General features: G+C 59.4%; 18 protein-coding genes. 10 read left to right on the top strand and 8 right to left on the bottom strand.

Annotated features, from left to right (window positions below; genetic code table 11):
* Positions 1-252 precede the first annotated feature (252 nt).
* Genes moaB through FGO67_RS00600 form a run of 4 tightly spaced genes read left to right on the top strand, consistent with a single transcriptional unit; the run spans position 253 to position 2,783 of the window.
* Complete coding sequence (gene moaB, locus FGO67_RS00585) at positions 253-825, top strand: molybdenum cofactor biosynthesis protein B (protein WP_203298807.1); 573 nt, start codon at positions 253-255, stop codon at positions 823-825.
* A 32-nt stretch (positions 826-857) separates the two neighbouring features.
* Positions 858-2,072, top strand: coding sequence for a molybdopterin molybdotransferase MoeA (locus tag FGO67_RS00590; protein ID WP_203298808.1), 1,215 nt, complete (start codon positions 858-860; stop codon positions 2,070-2,072).
* Positions 2,073-2,074: 2 nt separating this feature from the next.
* Positions 2,075-2,335: a MoaD/ThiS family protein gene (locus FGO67_RS00595; RefSeq protein WP_203298809.1), complete on the top strand. Its 261-nt coding sequence runs from the start codon at positions 2,075-2,077 to the stop codon at positions 2,333-2,335.
* Position 2,336: 1 nt separating this feature from the next.
* Positions 2,337-2,783 carry a molybdenum cofactor biosynthesis protein MoaE gene (locus tag FGO67_RS00600; RefSeq protein ID WP_203298810.1) on the top strand — a complete coding sequence of 149 codons (447 nt, stop codon included), beginning with the start codon at positions 2,337-2,339 and terminating at the stop codon, positions 2,781-2,783.
* Between the two features lie 53 nt (positions 2,784-2,836).
* On the opposite strand, the gene trxA is transcribed toward FGO67_RS00600, so the two are convergent.
* Positions 2,837-3,163, bottom strand: a complete 327-nt coding sequence (trxA, locus tag FGO67_RS00605) for a thioredoxin TrxA (RefSeq protein ID WP_041340817.1) — start codon at positions 3,161-3,163, stop codon at positions 2,837-2,839.
* A 249-nt stretch (positions 3,164-3,412) separates the two neighbouring features.
* On the opposite strand from trxA, the gene ppx reads away from it, so the two are divergent.
* Positions 3,413-4,951, top strand: a complete 1,539-nt coding sequence (gene ppx, locus FGO67_RS00610; protein WP_338039518.1) for an exopolyphosphatase — start codon at positions 3,413-3,415, stop codon at positions 4,949-4,951.
* Here the strand turns inward: ppx and FGO67_RS00615 are convergent.
* Positions 4,948-6,900 (bottom strand): ATP-binding cassette domain-containing protein, encoded by a 1,953-nt coding sequence (locus FGO67_RS00615; RefSeq protein WP_203298811.1) that lies wholly within the window; start codon positions 6,898-6,900, stop codon positions 4,948-4,950. The genes ppx and FGO67_RS00615 overlap by 4 nt on opposite strands.
* A gap of 103 nt (positions 6,901-7,003) precedes the next feature.
* Here FGO67_RS00615 and FGO67_RS00620 point away from each other — a divergent pair, with 103 nt between their 5' ends.
* The 3 genes from FGO67_RS00620 to FGO67_RS00630 all read left to right on the top strand — a co-directional run bounded on the left by FGO67_RS00620 (position 7,004) and on the right by FGO67_RS00630 (position 8,726).
* Positions 7,004-7,504, top strand: coding sequence for a TIGR02444 family protein (locus tag FGO67_RS00620; protein ID WP_338039536.1), 501 nt, complete (start codon positions 7,004-7,006; stop codon positions 7,502-7,504).
* Positions 7,501-7,884, top strand: coding sequence for a DUF4124 domain-containing protein (locus tag FGO67_RS00625; protein ID WP_203298813.1), 384 nt, complete (start codon positions 7,501-7,503; stop codon positions 7,882-7,884). The genes FGO67_RS00620 and FGO67_RS00625 overlap by 4 nt, the downstream gene beginning before the upstream one ends.
* A 122-nt stretch (positions 7,885-8,006) precedes the next feature.
* On the top strand, positions 8,007-8,726 hold the full coding sequence (locus tag FGO67_RS00630; RefSeq protein WP_203298814.1) for a BamJ family beta-barrel-assembly machinery protein: 720 nt from the start codon (positions 8,007-8,009) through the stop codon (positions 8,724-8,726).
* A gap of 69 nt (positions 8,727-8,795) precedes the next feature.
* Here the strand turns inward: FGO67_RS00630 and rsd are convergent, their stop codons facing one another.
* Both rsd and FGO67_RS00640 read right to left on the bottom strand, forming a co-directional pair.
* Entirely contained in the window at positions 8,796-9,275 is a 480-nt protein-coding gene (rsd, locus tag FGO67_RS00635; RefSeq protein ID WP_203298815.1) for a sigma D regulator, read from the bottom strand.
* Between the two features lie 119 nt (positions 9,276-9,394).
* Entirely contained in the window at positions 9,395-9,883 is a 489-nt protein-coding gene (locus tag FGO67_RS00640; protein WP_238942118.1) for a disulfide bond formation protein B, read from the bottom strand.
* A gap of 105 nt (positions 9,884-9,988) precedes the next feature.
* On the opposite strand from FGO67_RS00640, the gene FGO67_RS00645 reads away from it, so the two are divergent.
* Positions 9,989-10,450, top strand: a complete 462-nt coding sequence (locus FGO67_RS00645) for a flagellar basal body-associated FliL family protein (protein WP_203298817.1) — start codon at positions 9,989-9,991, stop codon at positions 10,448-10,450.
* 18 nt (positions 10,451-10,468) lie between these two features.
* Here the strand turns inward: FGO67_RS00645 and rmf are convergent, their stop codons facing one another.
* The 4 genes from rmf to FGO67_RS00665 all read right to left on the bottom strand — a co-directional run bounded on the left by rmf (position 10,469) and on the right by FGO67_RS00665 (position 16,570).
* Entirely contained in the window at positions 10,469-10,687 is a 219-nt protein-coding gene (rmf, locus tag FGO67_RS00650) for a ribosome modulation factor (RefSeq protein WP_203298818.1), read from the bottom strand.
* A 115-nt stretch (positions 10,688-10,802) separates the two neighbouring features.
* Positions 10,803-12,362, bottom strand: a complete 1,560-nt coding sequence (gene gshA, locus FGO67_RS00655) for a glutamate--cysteine ligase (protein WP_203298819.1) — start codon at positions 12,360-12,362, stop codon at positions 10,803-10,805.
* Positions 12,363-12,441: 79 nt separating this feature from the next.
* Positions 12,442-14,778, bottom strand: coding sequence for a Tex family protein (locus FGO67_RS00660; protein ID WP_203298820.1), 2,337 nt, complete (start codon positions 14,776-14,778; stop codon positions 12,442-12,444).
* Positions 14,779-14,833: 55 nt separating this feature from the next.
* Positions 14,834-16,570: a GGDEF/EAL domain-containing response regulator gene (locus tag FGO67_RS00665; RefSeq protein ID WP_203298821.1), complete on the bottom strand. Its 1,737-nt coding sequence runs from the start codon at positions 16,568-16,570 to the stop codon at positions 14,834-14,836.
* A gap of 144 nt (positions 16,571-16,714) precedes the next feature.
* On the opposite strand from FGO67_RS00665, the gene rep reads away from it, so the two are divergent.
* Positions 16,715-18,733 (top strand): DNA helicase Rep, encoded by a 2,019-nt coding sequence (rep, locus tag FGO67_RS00670; protein ID WP_203298822.1) that lies wholly within the window; start codon positions 16,715-16,717, stop codon positions 18,731-18,733.
* Positions 18,734-18,762 lie beyond the last annotated feature (29 nt).

Consider the following 18,762-nt stretch of genomic DNA (forward strand, 5'->3'; position numbering starts at 1 on the left):
TAGATGGAATCCGGGTTAAAAAGGTCTGAAGCCAGAGAGTGGAAACAATTGTTCCCTAGGCAGAAAGATCATCGACCACCTCACTGGCGAATGTCAAGTAAACTGTCCAAATTAACGCCAAGGTAACTCAGATCCTGGCCCCTGTAGCCAACGCCGCCTGCCAGGCCCGGCCGGAGCCCCTCTTCCAATCCCTGGTCGTGATCCGGATACTTGCGTTACCAGTATCTATCCCAAAAATACGGAGCTAACGCCATGGGCATCGACCTCGCCGGCGAATTTAAACCCCTCAATATCGCCCTGTTGACCGTTTCTGACAGCCGCGGTCCCGAGCAAGACACCTCGGGCCAGTTCCTGGCTGACAATCTGCTTGAGGCAGGACACCAATTAGCCGCCCGACGCATCCTTCCGGACGACGTGTACCTGATACGCGCCCTGATCGCCCACTGGATCGCCGACCCGTCCGTGCATGCCGTGCTGATCACGGGCGGCACCGGTTTTTCTGAACGCGACAGCACGCCAGAAGCGGTTGGACCACTGCTGGACAAGGCCATTGATGGCTTTGGTGAAGAATTTCGACGCCTGTCGGCCGCCGAAATCGCCAGTTCCACCATCCAATCCCGGGCCTTTGGCGGCTTATCCAACCACACCGTTATCTTTTGCCTGCCAGGCTCCACTGGCGCCTGCCGGACCGGCTGGAACGGTATTCTGCGCAATCAGCTGGACAGTCGACACTCCCCCTGCAACTTCGCCGGGCTGGTTTTGCGCAAACCGGACAAGCCCCTGCATCGGATCAACGAACAGATCGCCACCCGCGCGACCATCTGAGTGCATTCAGCGAACAACAAGGAGAACCGCTCATGGTCAGCACTGACCTGACGCCCCTGGAAGATGCCCTGAGCCACTTGCTATCCCGAGCACCGGCGATCAGTCGCACCGAAACTGTGGCGCTGCCAGATGCTCTGGATCGCATCCTGGCGGAAGATCAGAGAGTCCCAGCAGATGTGCCGCCGGCCGATAACAGCTCGGTGGATGGCTATGCCCTGCGCCAGCAAAATCTTCAGGCGGCTAAGCCTCTGCCGATTTCCGCCCGCATCCCTGCCGGCTCTGCACCCACGCCACTGGCCGAGGGCACCGCCGCCCGCATTTTTACCGGCTCGGAGATCCCAGCCGGCGCCGATTCGGTGGTCATGCAGGAACAGGTAGAGGTTTCTGAGAGCGGCATTCTGGTGCAGACCGACGTGGAGCCGGGCCAGAACATCCGGCGCCAGGGGCAGGATCTGAGCAAGGGCGACCTGGCCTTGCCCCGAGGCACCCGGCTGCGCGCTCAGGAGTTGGGGCTCCTTGCCTCCATGGGCGTGGCTCAGGTGCCCGTCATGGGCAAGCTCAAAGTCGCCATTCTCACCACCGGCGACGAGCTGGTGGAACCCGGGCAACCACTGGGCCCGGGACAGATCTACAACACCAATAGATTCACCTTGCTGGGTCTGCTCAGGCACGCCGCCTGCGAGGTGGTCCTGTGTGAGGGGCTGGCGGACAATCGAGCCGCCACGGAGGCCACGCTGCAGAAAGCGGCCATCGAAGCAGATCTGATCATCACCACCGGCGGTGTGTCCGTGGGCGAGGAAGATCATGTCCGTGCCGCATTGGCGGCCACCGGCAACCTGTCTCTCTGGCGCGTGGCGATAAAGCCGGGCAAACCACTGGCCTTCGGCGCGATCGACGGCACGCCCCTGCTCGGACTACCCGGCAACCCAGCTGCCGTTCTGGTCACCTTTGCCATGATCGTGATGCCCTTTATCCGTCAGTGCCAGGGTCAGCCGCGCGTTCATCCAGTGGGAGAGCGTCTGCCAGCGGACTTTGAGGTTCCTTCGCCCTCAATCCGCCGGGGCTTTTTCCGGGCGCGCAAGGAGCTCAAAGCCGGACAGCTCTGCTTGGCTGCGTACCCCAATCAGAGTTCCGGCATGCTCAGCTCTGCCTGCTGGGCCGATGGCTTGGCAGTGATTCCAGAGAACAGCGAAGTCCGGATCGGCGACGTGCTAACCTACTATTCATTCACCGAGCTTTTGGCCTGATCATGACTGCAGATACCTTCACTGTCCGTTTCTTCGCCCGACTCCGAGAGGAACTGGACACCGAACAGCTTACGCTGCCGGCCGAACCCGGCCTGACCACTGGGGCTATCCTGGCCAGCCTGGCCGAGCGCGGCGGCGCCTGGGCCCAGCTTCAAGGAAAACAGCCGGTGATGATTGCGGTGAACCAGGCCATGGCCAAGCTGTCCACCGAGGTACGCGCTGGCGATGAAGTGGCTTTTTTCCCGCCGGTGACCGGAGGCTAAGATGATTTCAATCCAGAACGAGGATTTTGATCCTGCAACGGAGTACCAACGACTCAGAGACAGCGGCGCGGGCACCGGCGCCATTGCAACCTTTACCGGCCTGGTAAGGGACAGTGGCGATCTGAGTGACGTTCAAGGCTTATACCTGGAGCACTACCCCGGCATGACCGAGCAGGTCATTGAGGGCTTAGTTGCCGAGGCTTCCTCCCGCTGGGATGTCCGCCAGGCGCGAGTGATCCACCGGGTCGGCCGACTGACACTGCAAGACCAGATTGTCTTCGTTGGCGTCTGCAGCGCGCACCGGAGCGACGCCTTTGCCGCCTGCCAGTTTTTGATGGACGCCCTCAAGACCTCGGCACCATTCTGGAAGAAGGAAATCACCGCATCCGGGGAGCATTGGGTGGAGCAGAAGACCTCAGACGTCGCTCGCAGCGACGCCTGGAAATAAAAAACCGCCCGTGAGCGCAAACTCAGGGGCGGTTTTTAGCAACTGGCCGACAATCAGAGATTGCTGTCCAGGAAGGCTACCAACTGCGACTTGGACAGGGCACCTACCTTGGTGGCATCAACGTTGCCGTTCTTGAACAGCATCAGAGTCGGGATACCGCGGATGTTGAACTTAGGCGGAGTCTGCTCGTTTTCGTCGATGTTCAGCTTGCAGATCTTCAGCTTACCTTCGTACTCGTCTGCAATGTCTTCCAGTACCGGAGCAATCATCTTGCAGGGACCGCACCATTCCGCCCAGTAATCTACCAGTACCGGAACGTCGGACTGCAGCACGTCCTGCTCAAAGGAAGCGTCGGTTACGTTTACGATATTTCCGCTCATTACCATTTCCTGATTCGTGCGCCCCACACCATGTCAGCCGGCTTTAGAACCGTAGCGGGGCGCTGTTCACTTCGCTGAATGATTGCCTCGTTGTTCAGACAACCTTTCACCCTTATCGAGATGAGCCATACTTTACGCGATTGGTCCGCAATATGTGAAGCGGTAGATCGGCCTGTCCGTTACTGACAGACCTGAGGGATTTCGCTTATAGTAGCCCGGAAGCTCACCTTCAAAAGGATTTCGACCACTGTGACGGCCGCATCCACCTCCGAACATTCTGTTCCTCCTTCGGAGGTTCTCGCAGCCATCGACATGGGCTCCAACAGCTTTCACATGGTGGTTGCCCGGCTGGTACACGGAGAAATCCGCACCCTCGAGAAAATGGGCGAAAAGGTCCAGCTGGGCGCAGGTCTCGATGAAGCCAACAACCTGACTCCCGAGGCGCAGGAGCGAGGCCTGTCCTGCTTGCGTCGGTTCGCTCAGCGGCTGAACGGCATGCCGCCGAGTGGTGTCCAGATCGTCGGCACCAATGCCCTCAGGGTGGCTCGTAACGCCCACGTTTTCATGGAACGGGCCGAAGAAGTGCTCGGCTACCCGGTAGAGATCATTGCCGGCCGTGAAGAGGCCCGCCTGATCTACCTGGGAGTTTCCCATACCCTGTCCGACGATTGCGGCCGACGACTGGTGATCGACATCGGCGGCGGCAGCACCGAGTTCATCATCGGTCAGCGCTTCGAACCCGAAGTGCTCGAAAGCCTGCACATGGGCTGTGTGTCTTTCCGCAATCGCTATTTCCCGGACGGCAAGATCACCCGGCGGCAAATGGACAACGCGGTTACCCACGCCGAACAGGAACTGCTGAACATTCGCCGACATTTCCGGTCTGTGGGCTGGCAGAGCGCTGTGGGGTCGTCCGGCTCCATCAAGGCGATCTCCAGTGTCCTGGCCAACCTGAAGATATCCGACGGCACCATCACCCGAGACGGAATGCTGGAGCTGCGCAAGCGCCTGGTGGACATGGGCAGGATCGAAAAGCTGGATGATCTGGGCGTGCGCGCAGACCGCCAGAGCATCTTCCCCGCCGGCTTCGCGATTTTGATGGCCGCATTCCAGTCACTCGGGATCGAGGAAATGGAATTTGCCGACGGCGCCTTGCGGGAAGGGTTGTTGTATGACATCGCCGGACGGATTCAGCATGAAGACGTGCGCGAACGCACCATCTCCGCACTGCAGGAGCGCTATCACGTGGACCAGTCTCACGGCGCCGCCGTCGAGGAGACGGCCGTGGCGGCCTGGGAGCAGGTGGCCGACACCTGGGGTGTGCACACCGCCAGCGACGAGGAAGCCTTGCGCTGGGCCTGCCGCCTGCACGAGATTGGGCTGACCATCTCTCACAGTCAGTATCACAAGCACGGCGCCTATCTACTCCGCTATTCCGACCTGCCCGGTTTCAGCCAGCAGTTTCAGCGTGATCTGGCCACCCTGGTGCGGGGTCACCGACGGAAATTCTCGCCGGCCATTTTCGATAGCGTGGAAGATCCAGACGACAAAACCCGGCTGCGCTACCTGTGCGTGCTGGTTCGCCTGGCCGTGCTGATTCAGCACCCGCGCAACCTGGAGCCACCACCACGGCTGCTACTCAGTGCCGAAGCCAACAAACTGACCGTCGAATTTGACGAGGGTTGGCTCGATGATCGGCCGCTCACCCTGGCCGATCTCGAAAACGAACGGGACTATCTGGCCAGGCAGAATTTCGAGCTGGTAATTCCAGTCGCTGAACGGGCCTAGCCCGTCAGCTCCGCCTCCAACGACTCGACAGTCTCACTAACCTCAAGCCACTCCGCCTCAATGTTTTCCAGCCGGCGCTTGGCTTCCGCCTGCTTGCCCAGCAGCTCCTTCAATCGAGCCTGCCCCTCAGCGTCGTACAGGGCCGGGTTGGCCAGCTCGGCCTCCAATGCCTGCAGGGATTGCTGCAGGCTATCCATATCCTTCTCCAGGCTGGTCTGACGCTTGCGGTATGGACTGATTTTCTGGCGCAGGGCGGCTTCTGCGCGCTTGCGGGCTTTGCGATCGTCAGCGCTCTCACCGACAGGCTCCGCGGTAATGGCTTCTGCCGCAGCGCCGCTGGCTGAGGCCTGGTTATTGCGCGGAGCTTCGCTGTCGTCTTTGCGACGATCTGCCAGCCAGCGCTCATAATCTTCCAGGTCACCCTGATATTCTTGCACGCGGCCATCGTTCACCAGCCAGAACTCATCCACCGTATTGCGCAGCAAGTGCCGGTCGTGGGACACCACTACGATGGCGCCTTCGAAATTCTGCAGGGCCATGGTCAGGGCCTGGCGCATTTCCAGGTCCAGGTGGTTGGTCGGCTCATCCAGCAGCAACAGGTTCGGGCGTTGCCAGGCAATGATCGCCAGCGCGACCCGGGCTTTTTCGCCACCGGAGAATGACCGAATCGCGCTCAGCGCTTCATCGCCGTGAAAATCGAAGCCACCCAGGAAATTGCGAATACTCTGTTCCGAGGCGTTGGGAGACAGACGTTGCAGGTGCAGGAAGGGGCTGGCGTCCAGATCCAGGGATTCCAGCTGATGCTGGGCAAAATAACCAATGGCCAAGTGCTCGCCGCAGGTCCGATCGCCAGACAACAGGGTCTTTTCACCGCGCAAGCCATCCATCAGTGTCGATTTGCCAGCGCCATTGGGGCCCAGAAGGCCAATGCGGCTGCCGGGCAAAAGCGTAAGATTGATCCCGGCAAGAATCGGTGTGGTGCCATGGCCGGCCTGGCCGTTACGGATGGACAGCAGCGGGTTGGACACTTTCTCAGACACCGGAAATTCGAAGCTGAACGGCGAATCAATGTGCGCCGGTGCGATACGCTCCATGCGCTCCAGGGCCTTGACCCGGCTCTGGGCCTGCCGGGCCTTGGTGGCCTTGGCTTTGAATCGATCGATGAAGCGCTGAATCTCGGCGATCCGGGCCTGCTGGCGTTCAAAGCCCGCTTGCTGCTGAGCCAGCCGTTCGCTGCGCTGCCCCTCAAAGGCGGTGTAGTTACCGGTGTAGAGCTCAAGCTGCTGCTGATCAAAGTGCACCAGATGAGTGGCCACCCGGTCCATGAAATCCCGATCGTGGGAAATGAACAACAGCGTACCGGGATAGCGGCGAAGCCAGTTTTCAAGCCACAGACAAGCATCCAGATCCAGGTGGTTGGTGGGCTCATCCAGCAGCAACAGATCCGAGGGCCGCATCAAAGCCTGGGCCAGGTTGAGCCGGATCCGCCAGCCACCAGAAAACGCCGACACCGGCCGGCCGATGTCGTAATCGGAAAAGCCAAGTCCGCGCAGCAGGGTCTCGGCACGGCGCGACGCCGACCAGGCTTCATGAATATCGAGCTCGCCGTGAATGCGGGCCTGAGCGTAGTCATCGCCGCGTGCTTCGGCGTCGGCCAGCTCGGCCTCCATACGCCGGAGATCGAGGTCGCCGTCGAGGACAAAATCCCGGGCGCTGCGATCGGAGGCTTTCACCTCCTGGGCCATGTGGGCTATGCGGCAGCCACCTGGCAGCGACACGCTGCCCTGCTCCGGTGCCAACTGGCCCAGCAGGAGCTGGAACAGGCTCGATTTACCGGCGCCGTTGGCGCCCACAATGGCGACGCGCTGACCCGGCTGGACGGTGAGGTTGACCGCCTGTAGCAACCAGGCGCCGCCCCGTTGTAAACTGAGATCGGTTATCGTTAGCATATGTCCATTTTATCAACGTATCGTTGGCAAAGAAGGTCCAGTTACCATGACGGTTTGTTCACAGAGCCCATCGGAACGAACGACGGACAGCTTGGACTTGCCGGTGCAACTGCAATCCGATAACCCTCTGTGGCAGTTCGCGTTAGCCTTCTGGCAAAGGGCGGGCGTTCAGGAAAACTGCCTGGCGCTGCAGCAGCAAGGCTGGAGTGTCACCCGAGTCCTGTGCGCCGCCTGGCTGGCGCTGGACGATCAATCGTACACCGGAAATGAAGACGCTACGGTAACAGAGTGGCGTAACCGTGTAACGGGCGCTTTGCGCACCGTTCGACAACTGCTTCCGAAGGCAAGTGCGCAGTGTACCACTCTGCGTGAAGGCGTCGCTGGTCTCGAACTCGAAGCCGAGCGTATAGAACTCGCACTGGCCTGGCATACACTGATAACCAACAATCCGGGAACTGGCGATATGCACGGACGCGATGTACTCATCCAGAATAATCTCGAGGCTGCTGCCCCTTCAACGGCCGCGGTCGCGAACGCAAAAAGCCAATTGAATGCACTGGCCGGCACGCTGGCTGACATCTCCACGGGAGACCACAAGCCATGATTATGAAATGGCTCATCCGGATCTCATTCCCGGCACTGGGGTTGTTGTTGATGCTGATTTTCTTTGGCCTCAATGATCCCGAGCAGGTTGCAGAATCTGCCGCCGAGGAGACACCTGAAAAAATTCCGGCCTTCGAAGGACTGGTACCCTCCCCGGTGCCCACCGACGGACCGGATATTGTGTTTAAGTGGCAAGACACCGAGGGTAACTGGCATTACGCCGACCAACCCCCGTCTCAGGGCCGCTGGAACACCCTGGCCATCGAGCGCGCTGAGACTGATCTGTCTCGCAACCGGGTCGCCGATCCGGAAAACGACTGGCAGTCTCCATACCGAGCGCCTTTCTCGATGGGCCCGACCGCTGGCAGTAACGGCAGCTAGGACATCCGTCCGTTTTCTTAACACATGTTCAGTGGCAACTGCCGCCAGAACCCGTTACCTTCTGCGTTCCAACACACACTCTACGGGGCCCTGCCCCGGCTCATACGTTAAAGGATGAAGCAATGAAAAAGACACTGCTCGCACTGGCAATGGCTGGCGTTGTGGCCGGCTGCTCGACCCCGCCAGAGACGCCGGAAGATCCGAAGCTGGAATCCACCGACCAGAAAGTCAGCTACGGCATGGGCCTGGTACTCGGTGAGCGCATGAGCAACGATCTGCCGGACTTACAGATGGATCAGTTCCTGCAGGGTATTCAGCACGGCCATGCTGGCGATGAAGAAACCCAGCGCATGAGCCGCGAAGAAATTCAAGCTGCTCTGATGAGCTACCAGCAGGAGCTGCAGCAGAAGCAGTCTGAGCAAGCGGAAGAGCTGGCCAAGAAGAACCTGGAAGCGGGTGAAGCCTTCCTGGCCGAGAACGCGGATCGCGATGAAGTGAAGAGCACGGATTCGGGCCTGCAGTACGAAGTCCTGGAATCAGGTTCTGGCGAGAAGCCAGCCGCCACGGACACCGTGAAGGTTCATTACACCGGCGAGCTGCTGTCTGGTGAAATCTTCGACAGCTCCCGCGAGCGCGGCGAGCCGGTAACCTTCGGCCTGAACCAGGTTATCCCGGGCTGGACCGAAGGCCTGCAGCTGATGAGCGAAGGTGCTCGTTACAAGCTCTACATCCCGGCCGATCTGGCCTATGGCCCTGGCGGCAATCGCGCCATTGGCCCGAACGAAACCCTGGTGTTCGACGTCGAGCTGCTGGAGGTCAATCCGAAGGCTGACTCAGAATAACGAGCGGCCATCAAAAAAGCCTCAGCCCGGTCACCCGGTGCTGAGGCTTTTTTTTACCAGCTCCGTCGGTCAGACCGAAGCCAGCTTGCCCGCATGCGCGTTGTGCAGGTGCTCGATCAGAAAATCTTCCATTTCAAAACGGCTTTCCAGACTCTCACCCAGTTTCGACAATTCGCCATACAGAGCTTTGAGCTCGTCTTCGGACAATTCCTTGCCGTCCAGGCGATCGTTGAAGTTCAGGGCCACCTCAGTGGTTTCCTGGATACGAGGATACAATTTGGCCGCCAGTTCCTGGCCACCATCGTTAAATTCCTTGGCCTCACGAACCAGCTGTTCGTAGATCTCAAAGTGCCCGGTCGAAACATAATCAACCAACACTTCACACAGGCGCACAAATTTTTCTCTCAGGGCTTCGGTCTGGGAAAAATCGTTATCCCCGGACAGGTCACAGTAGTGGACCAGCAATTCCTGACGCTCTTTGAGCCAGCGGTCAATGAGCTCGCTGACTCCGCCCCATCGCTCCCTGGCATTTCGGCAATTTTCCAGCATGACGCCTGTTCTCCGCTTTATTCCGGATCTTATGTCTCGGTTTGGATGTCTTTGTCAGGTAATTCCAACTTACCCCATGGCTGCGCTCTGCCGCAACCGTTTCAGCCGGCAATACCGATTTATGACTTCGAGCGACGCAACAGCACCGCAAGGCCGGTCACTACCAGCAGGCTGAAGAACACCGCCGTCCAGCCGGGAATACTCAGCCCCATGAAACGCCAGACCACTTCGGCGCAATCACCGGTACCTTTCAGGGCCGTTGCCAGCACCTCAAAGAGCGGCAGCACTTCCAGCAAGTAATCGACGGAGGGGCCACAGGCAGGAACCTGATCTGCCGGCAGACTCTGCAGCCAGAGCTGACGACCCGCCACACCCAGGCCCGCGCCGGCTGTTACCGCAAGCAGCAGCCCGTAGATACGCACACCCAGTCCAGAAGGACCATGCAACACCGCCACCAGACTGACCAGGCCTGCGCCCATGAAGCCAAAGCGTTGCAGCCAGCACAGCGGGCAGGGCTCAAGCCCCATCACGTACTCCATGTAAAAGGCGACACCCAGTAACCCTGCGCACACCAGAAAAATCAGTCCGAACACCTGCCTGCTTGTCAAAACAACACCTCGGATTAGCGAATTGAACCTGCATCTACCCACCGGGCCTGCTATTCTCGGTCCCATCGATGGCATCTTTGTTGATCGGCCACTTAACCCTAAACCATGACCAACTTCAAGCTTATGACACTCCAGCCAAAATCCGCCCTTACCCTGTTGCTATTGCTCTGCTCACTGCTGGCCACACCACTGGCCGCTGAGGAGCCCGATGAAGACGAGGAAGCCGTCGAGGAAGAGCGCATTACTGCCTATATTGCCATGGACCCGCCGTTCGTGACCCACATTGGCAAACCGGGCACCAAGGTGACCTATCTTAAGGCCTCGGTCAGCCTTCGGGTTGCCAGTGCTGGCGCCCAACCGGCGCTGGACGCGCACATGCCGAGATTGCGCCATGAGCTGGTCATGCTGTTTGGCGAGCAAACGGACAGCGAGCGGCTGACAGCCTTGGAAGGCCAGCAGGCGCTGCGAGAGGAGGCGACAACCCGGATCAATCAGGTGCTGGAAGAGCAGCAAACCGGTGAAAGCATCACCGGCGTGCTGTTTACTGAATTCGTGGTGCAGAAGTAGCGCGCAGATTCACCCACCTCAGGCAATGCGGGAAAACAGATCGTTGTCCTCCACTGCCCGCTTTTCCCGGGCGACCTGATCGGCGTCGTCCCAGCCGGCTTCCCAGGCGGCAATAACTACCTCACCGCGGTACGGGCAACGGGCCTTCTCCATTCCCATCGAGGCTGCCATATAACCCTGTCGATAGGCCTTATTGAGCGCCTCTACTTCCCAGCCGAGCTTGATATCCCTTGCCATGACGCCACCCCCTGTCATCCCTGTGATTACAAAAACTAACAGTCGGCCTGAGACCTGACAAACAGTTTCTCTGGATTCTGTGAGTCAGGTCCGCCCAGGCTGCAACGCCCTGCGCTCAAGCCTTCAAATACTGGTCCAGGAAAACATCAAACGCCGGCTGATCGACATCTTCCATGCGGGCCTGATCCGCCAGGGATTGCTCGCTCATGGCCTGGAATGACGCCTGCAGTTCTGGTGACAAACCTTCCTCGCGAAGGGTCTTCTGGTGCTGGCGGGATTGTTCCATCACCCACTCCCGATGACCCAGTCCGGATTCCCGCATGGCATCCACCACCTGGGACGAAGGCACCGACCAGGTACCCAGCTCCGGCAGTTTGCCGCGCTGCTCGGCCAATGCGTTGCGATAGGTATCAGTTCCGGTCCAGCTGTCCAGCAGTTCCGCCAGTGGCTCCAGCTGGTCAAACAGGGCTGTCGCTGCGTCACCCACTGGCTTGCGCGCACCACCCTGGCACAAATTGAGCTCGCGGTTACGGCCCTGGGCAACCACATCTTTGTAGTTGTCATCCAGCCGCTCACACTCGTCGTCACCGATACGCGGACTGTCGGTCAGCAGGCAATCCAGCAGGAACAGGTCCAAAAAGTCTATCTGGGCGGCATTGACACCTTCCGGCGAGAACGGGTCCAGGTCCAGGCAACGAACTTCGATGTACTCGACGCCGCGGGCCTCGAGCGCCTGAATCGGCTTCTCGCCGCTATCGGCAGTTCGCTTCGGGCGCACCGCGCTGTAGTACTCGTTTTCAATCTGCAGCACACTGGTGTTGATCTGGATGTACTGATCGTCACGCCGGACACCGATGCGCTCGTACGGTGGCCAGGGCGTGTGGATGGCCCGGTCCAGCGTCTGGGTGTAGGTGCTCAGCTCATTGAAGCAAATGTTTAGGGAGGACTGGGCATTGTTGTGGTAGCCCAAATCGCCCATCCGGAGGGAGGTTGCATCCTGACCGAACCAGGTATGGTCATCGAACCGGCTGAGTTTGTGGCTGGTGTCGGCAACGAAACTGGCGTCCAGGGCCGGAGACGAGCCGAACAGCAGCATCAACAGCCAGCTGCGACGACGGAAATTGCGGATCAACCAGAAGTACTGGTCGGATTTGAAGTCCTTGAGGCTTTGCTGGTTACCCAGTGCCTGCTGCCAGATTTGCCAGAAGCTGTCGGGCAGCGACAGGTTGTAATGGGCGCCGGCAATGCTCTGCATCATCCGGCCATAGCGCACCGCCAGGCCTTGACGATAGACATGCTTCAGGCGACCGATATTGGAACTGCCGTATTCAGCAATGGGAATGCTGGCATCACCATCCAGTTCGCAAGGCATGCTGGCCGCCCAGAACACTTCGTCACCGAGATTCTGCTGCACAAACCGGTGGATGTTGCGCAGCGACTCCAGCATTTCACCGGTACTTGAACATACCGGCGTAATCAGCTCCAGCAGTGCTTCCGAATAATCGGTGGTAATGCTCGGATGGGTCAGTGCCGAACCCAGTGCCTTCGGGTGCGGCGTCTGGGCAATAAAGCCGTTGCGATCAACACGCAGACCTTCCTTTTCGACGCCTTTGCGAAAACCCCGCCAGTCACTGGCGGCAAACTGACGAAAAACAGAATGGCGGGACTCAGCCATGGTGAACTCCTACTGCGACCGGCGCAGTCTCGTGAACCGCGCCGATCGATGAAAAGACAGAAAACCGGTTAGTTAAAGGCTATCCTTTGCGGGCCGAGGCCAGGGCCTGGGCCAGTGCGCCCGCCATGGCGCCCTGCTGTTGTTTCTGACCGCTGCCGCTCTGGCGTGAATTCCGGCTGCCGGTCTTCTGGTCGGCACGGGCACGGCCGCCCCCCGCTGGCTTGCCATCGTTCTTTTCACCCGGCTGATCGTCCATACGCATGGACAGGGCAATCCTCTTGCGGGGGATATCCACGTCCATCACTTTGACCTTGACGATGTCCCCGGCTTTCACGACTTCCCGCGGATCCTTCACGAAAGTATGGGACAGCGCAGAAATGTGTACCAGCCCGTCCTGGTGAACACCAATGTCCACGAACGCGCCAAAATTGGTGACGTTGGTCACCGAGCCTTCCAGCACCATACCCGGCTTCAGGTCGCTCAGGGTTTCCACGCCTTCCTCGAAACTGGCAAAGCGGAATTCCGGGCGCGGGTCCCGGCCTGGCTTCTCCAACTCGGAGATGATGTCTTTGATGGTCGGCAACCCGAATTGTTCTGTTACGTAATCCTTCGGATTCAGACCACGCAGGAAAGAGGAATCACCCACAATGTCGTCGACCTTGCGTTGATTCTTGGCGGCAATCGCCTCCACCACACCGTAGGCTTCGGGGTGCACCGATGAGCGGTCCAAGGGGTTATCGCCACTGGCAATCCGGAGGAAACCGGCGGCCTGCTCAAAGGTGCGATCGCCCAGGCGGGACACCTTCAGCAGCTGCTTGCGGTTGTTGAACAGACCATTTTGGCTGCGGAAATCAACGATGTTCTGGGCAATGCTCTGGTTCAATCCAGACACTCTCGCCAGCAAAGGCACCGAGGCTGTGTTCAGGTCGACACCAACGCCGTTTACGCAGTCTTCCACCACGGCATCCAGGCTGCGGGACAGCTGCACCTGGGATACGTCGTGCTGATACTGGCCTACGCCGATGGACTTGGGCTCGATCTTCACCAGCTCGGCCAGCGGATCCTGCAGGCGGCGGGCGATGGAAACGGCACCGCGAATGGTGACGTCCAGGTCCGGCAGCTCGCGGGAAGCGAATTCAGAAGCGGAGTAGATCGAGGCGCCGGACTCGCTGACGACGATGCGCGCCAGCTTCAGTTCCGGGTAGCGCTTGCACAGGTCAGCCACCAGCTTCTCGGTTTCCCGGGACGCGGTGCCGTTGCCGATCGCCACCAGCTCAATTTTGTAATCGCGACACCAGCGAGCCAGTTGCTCAATGGACTGGTCCCACTGATTCTTGGGAGCATGAGGATAAATCGCACCATGGCCCACCACCTGGCTGGTGCCATCGATCACCGCCACTTTCACCCCGGTCCGAAGCCCGGGGTCCAGCCCCAGGGTTGGGCGCGGACCAGCCGGCGCCAACAGCAGCAGGTCTTTCAGGTTGGCGGCAAAGACATTGATCGCCTCGGATTCCGCGGCCTCGCGCACCTGGGCCATCAGGTCGGTTTCGATCTGGGTCGACAGCTTTACCCGCCAGGTCCAGCGCACAACCTCTGACAGCCATTTGTCGGCCGCCCGGCCGCTGTCCCGGAGGTTCCAGTGTGCGGCAATGCGCTGCTCGGCCGGATGTGGCTGTTTGCGATCGTCTTCAACATCACCGACCACAATGGTAAACGCCAGGATGCCTTCATTGCGGCCGCGCAAAATGGCGAGTGCCCGGTGCGATGGCACCTTCTTGAGCGGCTCGACGTGATCAAAGTAATCCCGGAACTTGGCGCCCTCGGTTTCCTTGCCCTCGATCACCGACACCTTCAGCTGACCTTCCTGCCAGATGAAATCGCGCAGGCTGCCCAGCAGCTCGGCATCTTCGGCGAAGCGTTCCATGAGGATGTAGCGGGCGCCGTCCAGCGCGCCCTTGGTGTCTTCAATACCGGCTTCTTTATTAAGATAGCCCTGGGCGGTGGCCTCGGGCTCCAGCGTCGGATCTTCAAGCAGGGCATCCGCCAAGGGTTCCAGACCGGCCTCACGGGCAATCTGGGCCTTGGTACGACGCTTAGGCTTGTACGGCAGGTACAGATCTTCCAGGCGATTCTTGGTGTCGGCACCGTCAATACTGGCGCGCAGCTCGTCGGTCAGTTTGCCCTGCTCGTCGATGCTGTTGAGGATCGTGGTCCGCCGGTCTTCGAGCTCGCGCAGGTAACGCAGTCGCTCTTCCAGGTTACGCAGCTGGCTGTCGTCCAGCGAGCCGGTAACCTCTTTCCGGTAACGGGCGATAAACGGAACGGTTGCACCCTCGTCGAGCATTTCGACGGTGGCATTGACCTGTTGCTCACGAACGCCGAGTTCGTCGGCGATACGCCTGGAAATACTGTTCATGCAACCTCTGCTCAGTAGAATCGGTATCGAATTAAAGGAGGAAAGGTACAGCGGCTTATCTTTGCAGGCAAGCGGCCTGTCCGCGGTTGCGCAGAAATTGCACCAGGTCCTTCCACGGCATGGGCCGGGCGTAATAGTAACCCTGGATCTCATCACAGTGCTGGTCGCGCAGGAACTCCAGCTGTCCCTCGGTTTCCACGCCCTCGGCAACCACGCTGATCTGCAGGCTGTGGGCCAGGCTAATAATGGCGCGAATGATGTGTTCGGCGTCCGCGGAGTGGCCCAGCGCCTGAATGAACGACTTGTCGATTTTCACCAGGGAAATGGGCAGGTGCTGCAGGTTACTGAGCGATGAGAACCCGGTGCCAAAATCGTCCAGCGCGAAGCTGATACCCAGTTGATTGAGTTCCCGCAGGCAGCGCTGGGCGTAGTCCAGATCGTGCATCATGGCACTTTCAGTGAGCTCCAGCTCCAGCAGGCTGGTATCGACATTGGCGTTGAAAATGATCCGAAAAATGGTCTCGGTCATCTTGCGGTCGTGAAACTGGCGAAACGACAAATTCACTGCAAACACCAGCCCCGGGAAACCAAGATCCGCAGACTCCCTGAGCCTTTGGCAGGCCTGCTCGATTACCCAGTAACCGATCGGCACTATCAGGCCACTGCGTTCTGCCACCGGTATGAACTCGTCGGGCCCGACCAGACCTCGCTCCGGATGGTTCCAGCGCAACAGGCACTCGACACCGCGCACTTCGTCGGTGGCCAGATCGATCCGGGGCTGGTAATACAACTCAAGCTCCCGGCCCCGCAGCGCATGGCGCAGATCCCCCTCCAGCCGAAGCTGGTGACCGGCGGAGATGTGCAGCTGATGATCATAGAACCGGTAGCTGGAGCCCGGCTCCCGCTTGGCTTCGAACGTGGCGCGGTTGGCCCGCCGGAGCAGGTTCTCGGCATTGTCACCGGACTCCGGGTAGGTCGCCACGCCAACGCTGGCGCTCACCCCAATGACCTGACCGCCCACGGTGATGGGCTCATCCAGGGCGCCGATCACTTTCCGGATAATGTGCGCAACATCGAGGGATTCCTCGACCTGTTCGATAATGATGGCCAGTTCATCGCCACCAATGCGCATCAGCGAATCTACCCGCCGGAGGGTATGGCGCAGCCGTTCAGCCAGCTTCAGCATCAACTGATCGCCGTTCTGATAGCCGAAGGATTCGTTGATACTGCGGAAATCGTCAATATTCAGGTGCAGCAATGCCAGTCTATGCTCGCCCCGCTCGGCTCGTAACAACGATTGTTCCAGACGATCAAAGAACAGATCCCGGTTGATAAAGCCGGTGGCGACCGCGCTGCCGAGCTGGGCGTGTGACGACTCGGACAGCTGGCTCCGGTACCAGAGACTCTTAACCGCCCGGCACAAGCTCCAGTGATCCAGGGTTTGCCGGCACAGGTAGTCATCCGCCCCGACCGCCAGGAGTTCCGACGCACGCTCGTCGGCCGGTTCGGCACTCAGGGCCAGTACCGGTTTCTCGTTGCTGGCCACAGCCAGGTATTGCAGGAAAGCCGGCTCTGAGCCGCCGTGAAATACGCAGTCCCAGATAATGACGTCAAAGCTGGCGTTGTGAATCAGATCATCACAATCCACCAGATCCGGGCACCAGATGATGTCAGGTTCGAATTCGCGATCCCGAGAGAGGTAATCATGCAGCCACAGATAGTCGGAATAGTCCGGAATGAGGAGCAACAGCCGAAGCTGACTTCGCCGTATCATTTCCAGGGGAAGCGTCATTTAGCAGAATCCATGGTTGCGTGAGCGTCCGAATCCGACCCATGTAGGATAGACGATACATGGCCAAGGTACAGAAAGTCCTGCTGGTGTAGAATACACCAAACGTCCGATAGTCCCCTTTTGTCCAATTCTGGCCCCTTATTTGTGAACAAGCTCAATCCGAGACAAAGTGAAGCGGTACGCTACGCCAACGGCCCCCTGTTGGTTCTGGCCGGCGCCGGCAGTGGCAAAACCAGTGTTATCACCCGGAAGATCGCCTATCTGATTGAACAACTGGGCATTCCCGGCCGTCACATTGCCGCCGTGACCTTTACCAACAAGGCCGCCCGGGAAATGAAGGAGCGGGTCGGGCGCATCGTCGACCGCAAACTCACCCGGGGCCTGATCGTCTCCACCTTTCACAACCTGGGTCTGAACATGATCCGGGAAGAGCACATGCACCTGGGTTACTACCCCGGCTTCTCGATCTTCGATGCCGAAGACGCCAAAGCCCTGCTGCAGGACCTGATGCTCCACGAGGGCAGTACCGATGCCGGTGACGAACTGAACGACGTCCAGATGACCATCTCATCCTGGAAGAACGCCCTGCGCAGCCCGAGCGAGACCCTGAGCAAGGCCGCAGACGAACGAGAACAACGCATTGCACTGATTTATAAGAAGTATAACGAATATCTGAAGGCCTACAATGCGGTTGATTTCGACGACCTGATTCTGCTGCCGGTGCAACTGTTCCGCAGCAACCCGGAAGTGCTGGAGAAATGGCGACGCAAGATCCGCTACATGCTGGTGGACGAGTATCAGGACACCAACGTCTGCCAGTACGAGCTGGTCAAGCTGCTGGTCGCCGAGCGGGCCGCGTTTACCGTGGTCGGTGACGACGACCAGTCGATCTATGCCTGGCGTGGCGCCCGACCGGAAAACCTGGAACAGTTAAAGGAAGACTTTCCCAGCCTGAAGATCGTCAAACTGGAGCAGAACTACCGCTCCACCGGCCGCATCCTGCGAAGCGCCAACACGGTGATCGCCAACAACCCGCACGTATTCGAGAAAGCCCTGTGGAGTGATCACACCATCGGTGAGGAAATCCGGATCGTCCGCTGTCGCAGCGAAGACGCCGAGACCGAGCGGGTCGCCACCGAGATCCTCGATCAGAAACTGAAGAAGGGACTGGAGTTCCGGGATTTTGCCGTGCTCTATCGCGGCAACCACCAGGCTCGTCTTCTGGAGATGAAACTGCAGGCCTACCAGATTCCCTACCGGATCTCCGGCGGCCAGTCGTTTTTCTCCAAGAACGAGATCAAGGACGCCATGTCCTACCTGCGCCTGCTGATCAACCCGGACGACGACGCTGCGTTCCTCCGGGTGGTCAACGTACCGCGCCGGGAAATCGGCCCCCGCACCCTTGAACAATTAAGCCACTATGCCCGAGCTCGCAATGTCAGCCTGTTCAAGTCCCTGGGCGACATGGGTGCGGAAACCCACGTCACCGAGAAAGGCCTCGACCGACTGCGCCGCTTTGCCCATTGGGTCGATGCTACCTGCGAGCGCCTGCACGGCGAGGACCCGATTCCGGTGATCAAGCAGCTGTTCACCGACATCGAGTACGAGGAGTGGCTGCACCAGCACTCGGGCACCCCGAAACAGGCCGAACGCCGGATGGAAAACATCTGGTACCTGGTGGAGTCGATCCAGCGCATGCTGGATGACGGCAAGGGTACCGCGGACGAACTCGGCATCGAGGACGCCATCACCAAACTCATCCTGCGCGACATGATGGAACAGCGCGAGGAAGACGACGACAGCGACAAAGTTCAGCTGCTGACCCTGCACGCTTCCAAGGGTCTGGAGTTCCCCCACGTGTTTATCATGGGGCTGGAAGAAGAAATACTGCCGCACCGCAGCAGCATCGAAGAAGGTAACATCGAAGAGGAACGCCGGCTGATGTACGTCGGCATCACCCGGGCTCGGGAAACCCTGACCCTGACCTACGCCGCCGCACGCCGCCAATACGGGGAAAAGATCGAAACCATTCCCAGCCGGTTCCTAGACGAGCTTCCGGACGAGGATCTGAAGTGGGAAGGCCAGGGCGATCTCGACGTCGAGGCCAACCAGAAAAAGGGCAAGGCCACCCTCAGTGCCCTGCTCGGAGATCTTGGGGCCTGATTTGACAAACTTCTAAAGCAACCATTTTA

The sequence above is a fragment of the Marinobacter sediminum genome (genome assembly GCF_016820575.1).
GTDB lineage: Bacteria > Pseudomonadota > Gammaproteobacteria > Pseudomonadales > Oleiphilaceae > Marinobacter > Marinobacter sediminum.

What these genes read in the sequence shown, in the direction of transcription:
- gshA (WP_203298819.1), bottom strand. Translation starts at nt 12,362, where the DNA reads ATGGCTGAGTCCCGCCATTCTGTTTTTCGTCAGTTTGCCGCCAGTGAC.
- rsd (WP_203298815.1), bottom strand. Translation starts at nt 9,275, where the DNA reads ATGCTGGAAAATTGCCGAAATGCCAGGGAGCGATGGGGCGGAGTCAGC.
- trxA (WP_041340817.1), bottom strand. Translation starts at nt 3,163, where the DNA reads ATGAGCGGAAATATCGTAAACGTAACCGACGCTTCCTTTGAGCAGGAC.
- FGO67_RS00665 (WP_203298821.1), bottom strand. Translation starts at nt 16,570, where the DNA reads ATGACGCTTCCCCTGGAAATGATACGGCGAAGTCAGCTTCGGCTGTTG.
- FGO67_RS00590 (WP_203298808.1), top strand. Translation starts at nt 858, where the DNA reads ATGGTCAGCACTGACCTGACGCCCCTGGAAGATGCCCTGAGCCACTTG.
- FGO67_RS00600 (WP_203298810.1), top strand. Translation starts at nt 2,337, where the DNA reads ATGATTTCAATCCAGAACGAGGATTTTGATCCTGCAACGGAGTACCAA.
- FGO67_RS00595 (WP_203298809.1), top strand. Translation starts at nt 2,075, where the DNA reads ATGACTGCAGATACCTTCACTGTCCGTTTCTTCGCCCGACTCCGAGAG.
- FGO67_RS00630 (WP_203298814.1), top strand. Translation starts at nt 8,007, where the DNA reads ATGAAAAAGACACTGCTCGCACTGGCAATGGCTGGCGTTGTGGCCGGC.
- moaB (WP_203298807.1), top strand. Translation starts at nt 253, where the DNA reads ATGGGCATCGACCTCGCCGGCGAATTTAAACCCCTCAATATCGCCCTG.
- FGO67_RS00615 (WP_203298811.1), bottom strand. Translation starts at nt 6,900, where the DNA reads ATGCTAACGATAACCGATCTCAGTTTACAACGGGGCGGCGCCTGGTTG.
- FGO67_RS00645 (WP_203298817.1), top strand. Translation starts at nt 9,989, where the DNA reads ATGACCAACTTCAAGCTTATGACACTCCAGCCAAAATCCGCCCTTACC.
- FGO67_RS00660 (WP_203298820.1), bottom strand. Translation starts at nt 14,778, where the DNA reads ATGAACAGTATTTCCAGGCGTATCGCCGACGAACTCGGCGTTCGTGAG.
- rmf (WP_203298818.1), bottom strand. Translation starts at nt 10,687, where the DNA reads ATGGCAAGGGATATCAAGCTCGGCTGGGAAGTAGAGGCGCTCAATAAG.
- FGO67_RS00625 (WP_203298813.1), top strand. Translation starts at nt 7,501, where the DNA reads ATGATTATGAAATGGCTCATCCGGATCTCATTCCCGGCACTGGGGTTG.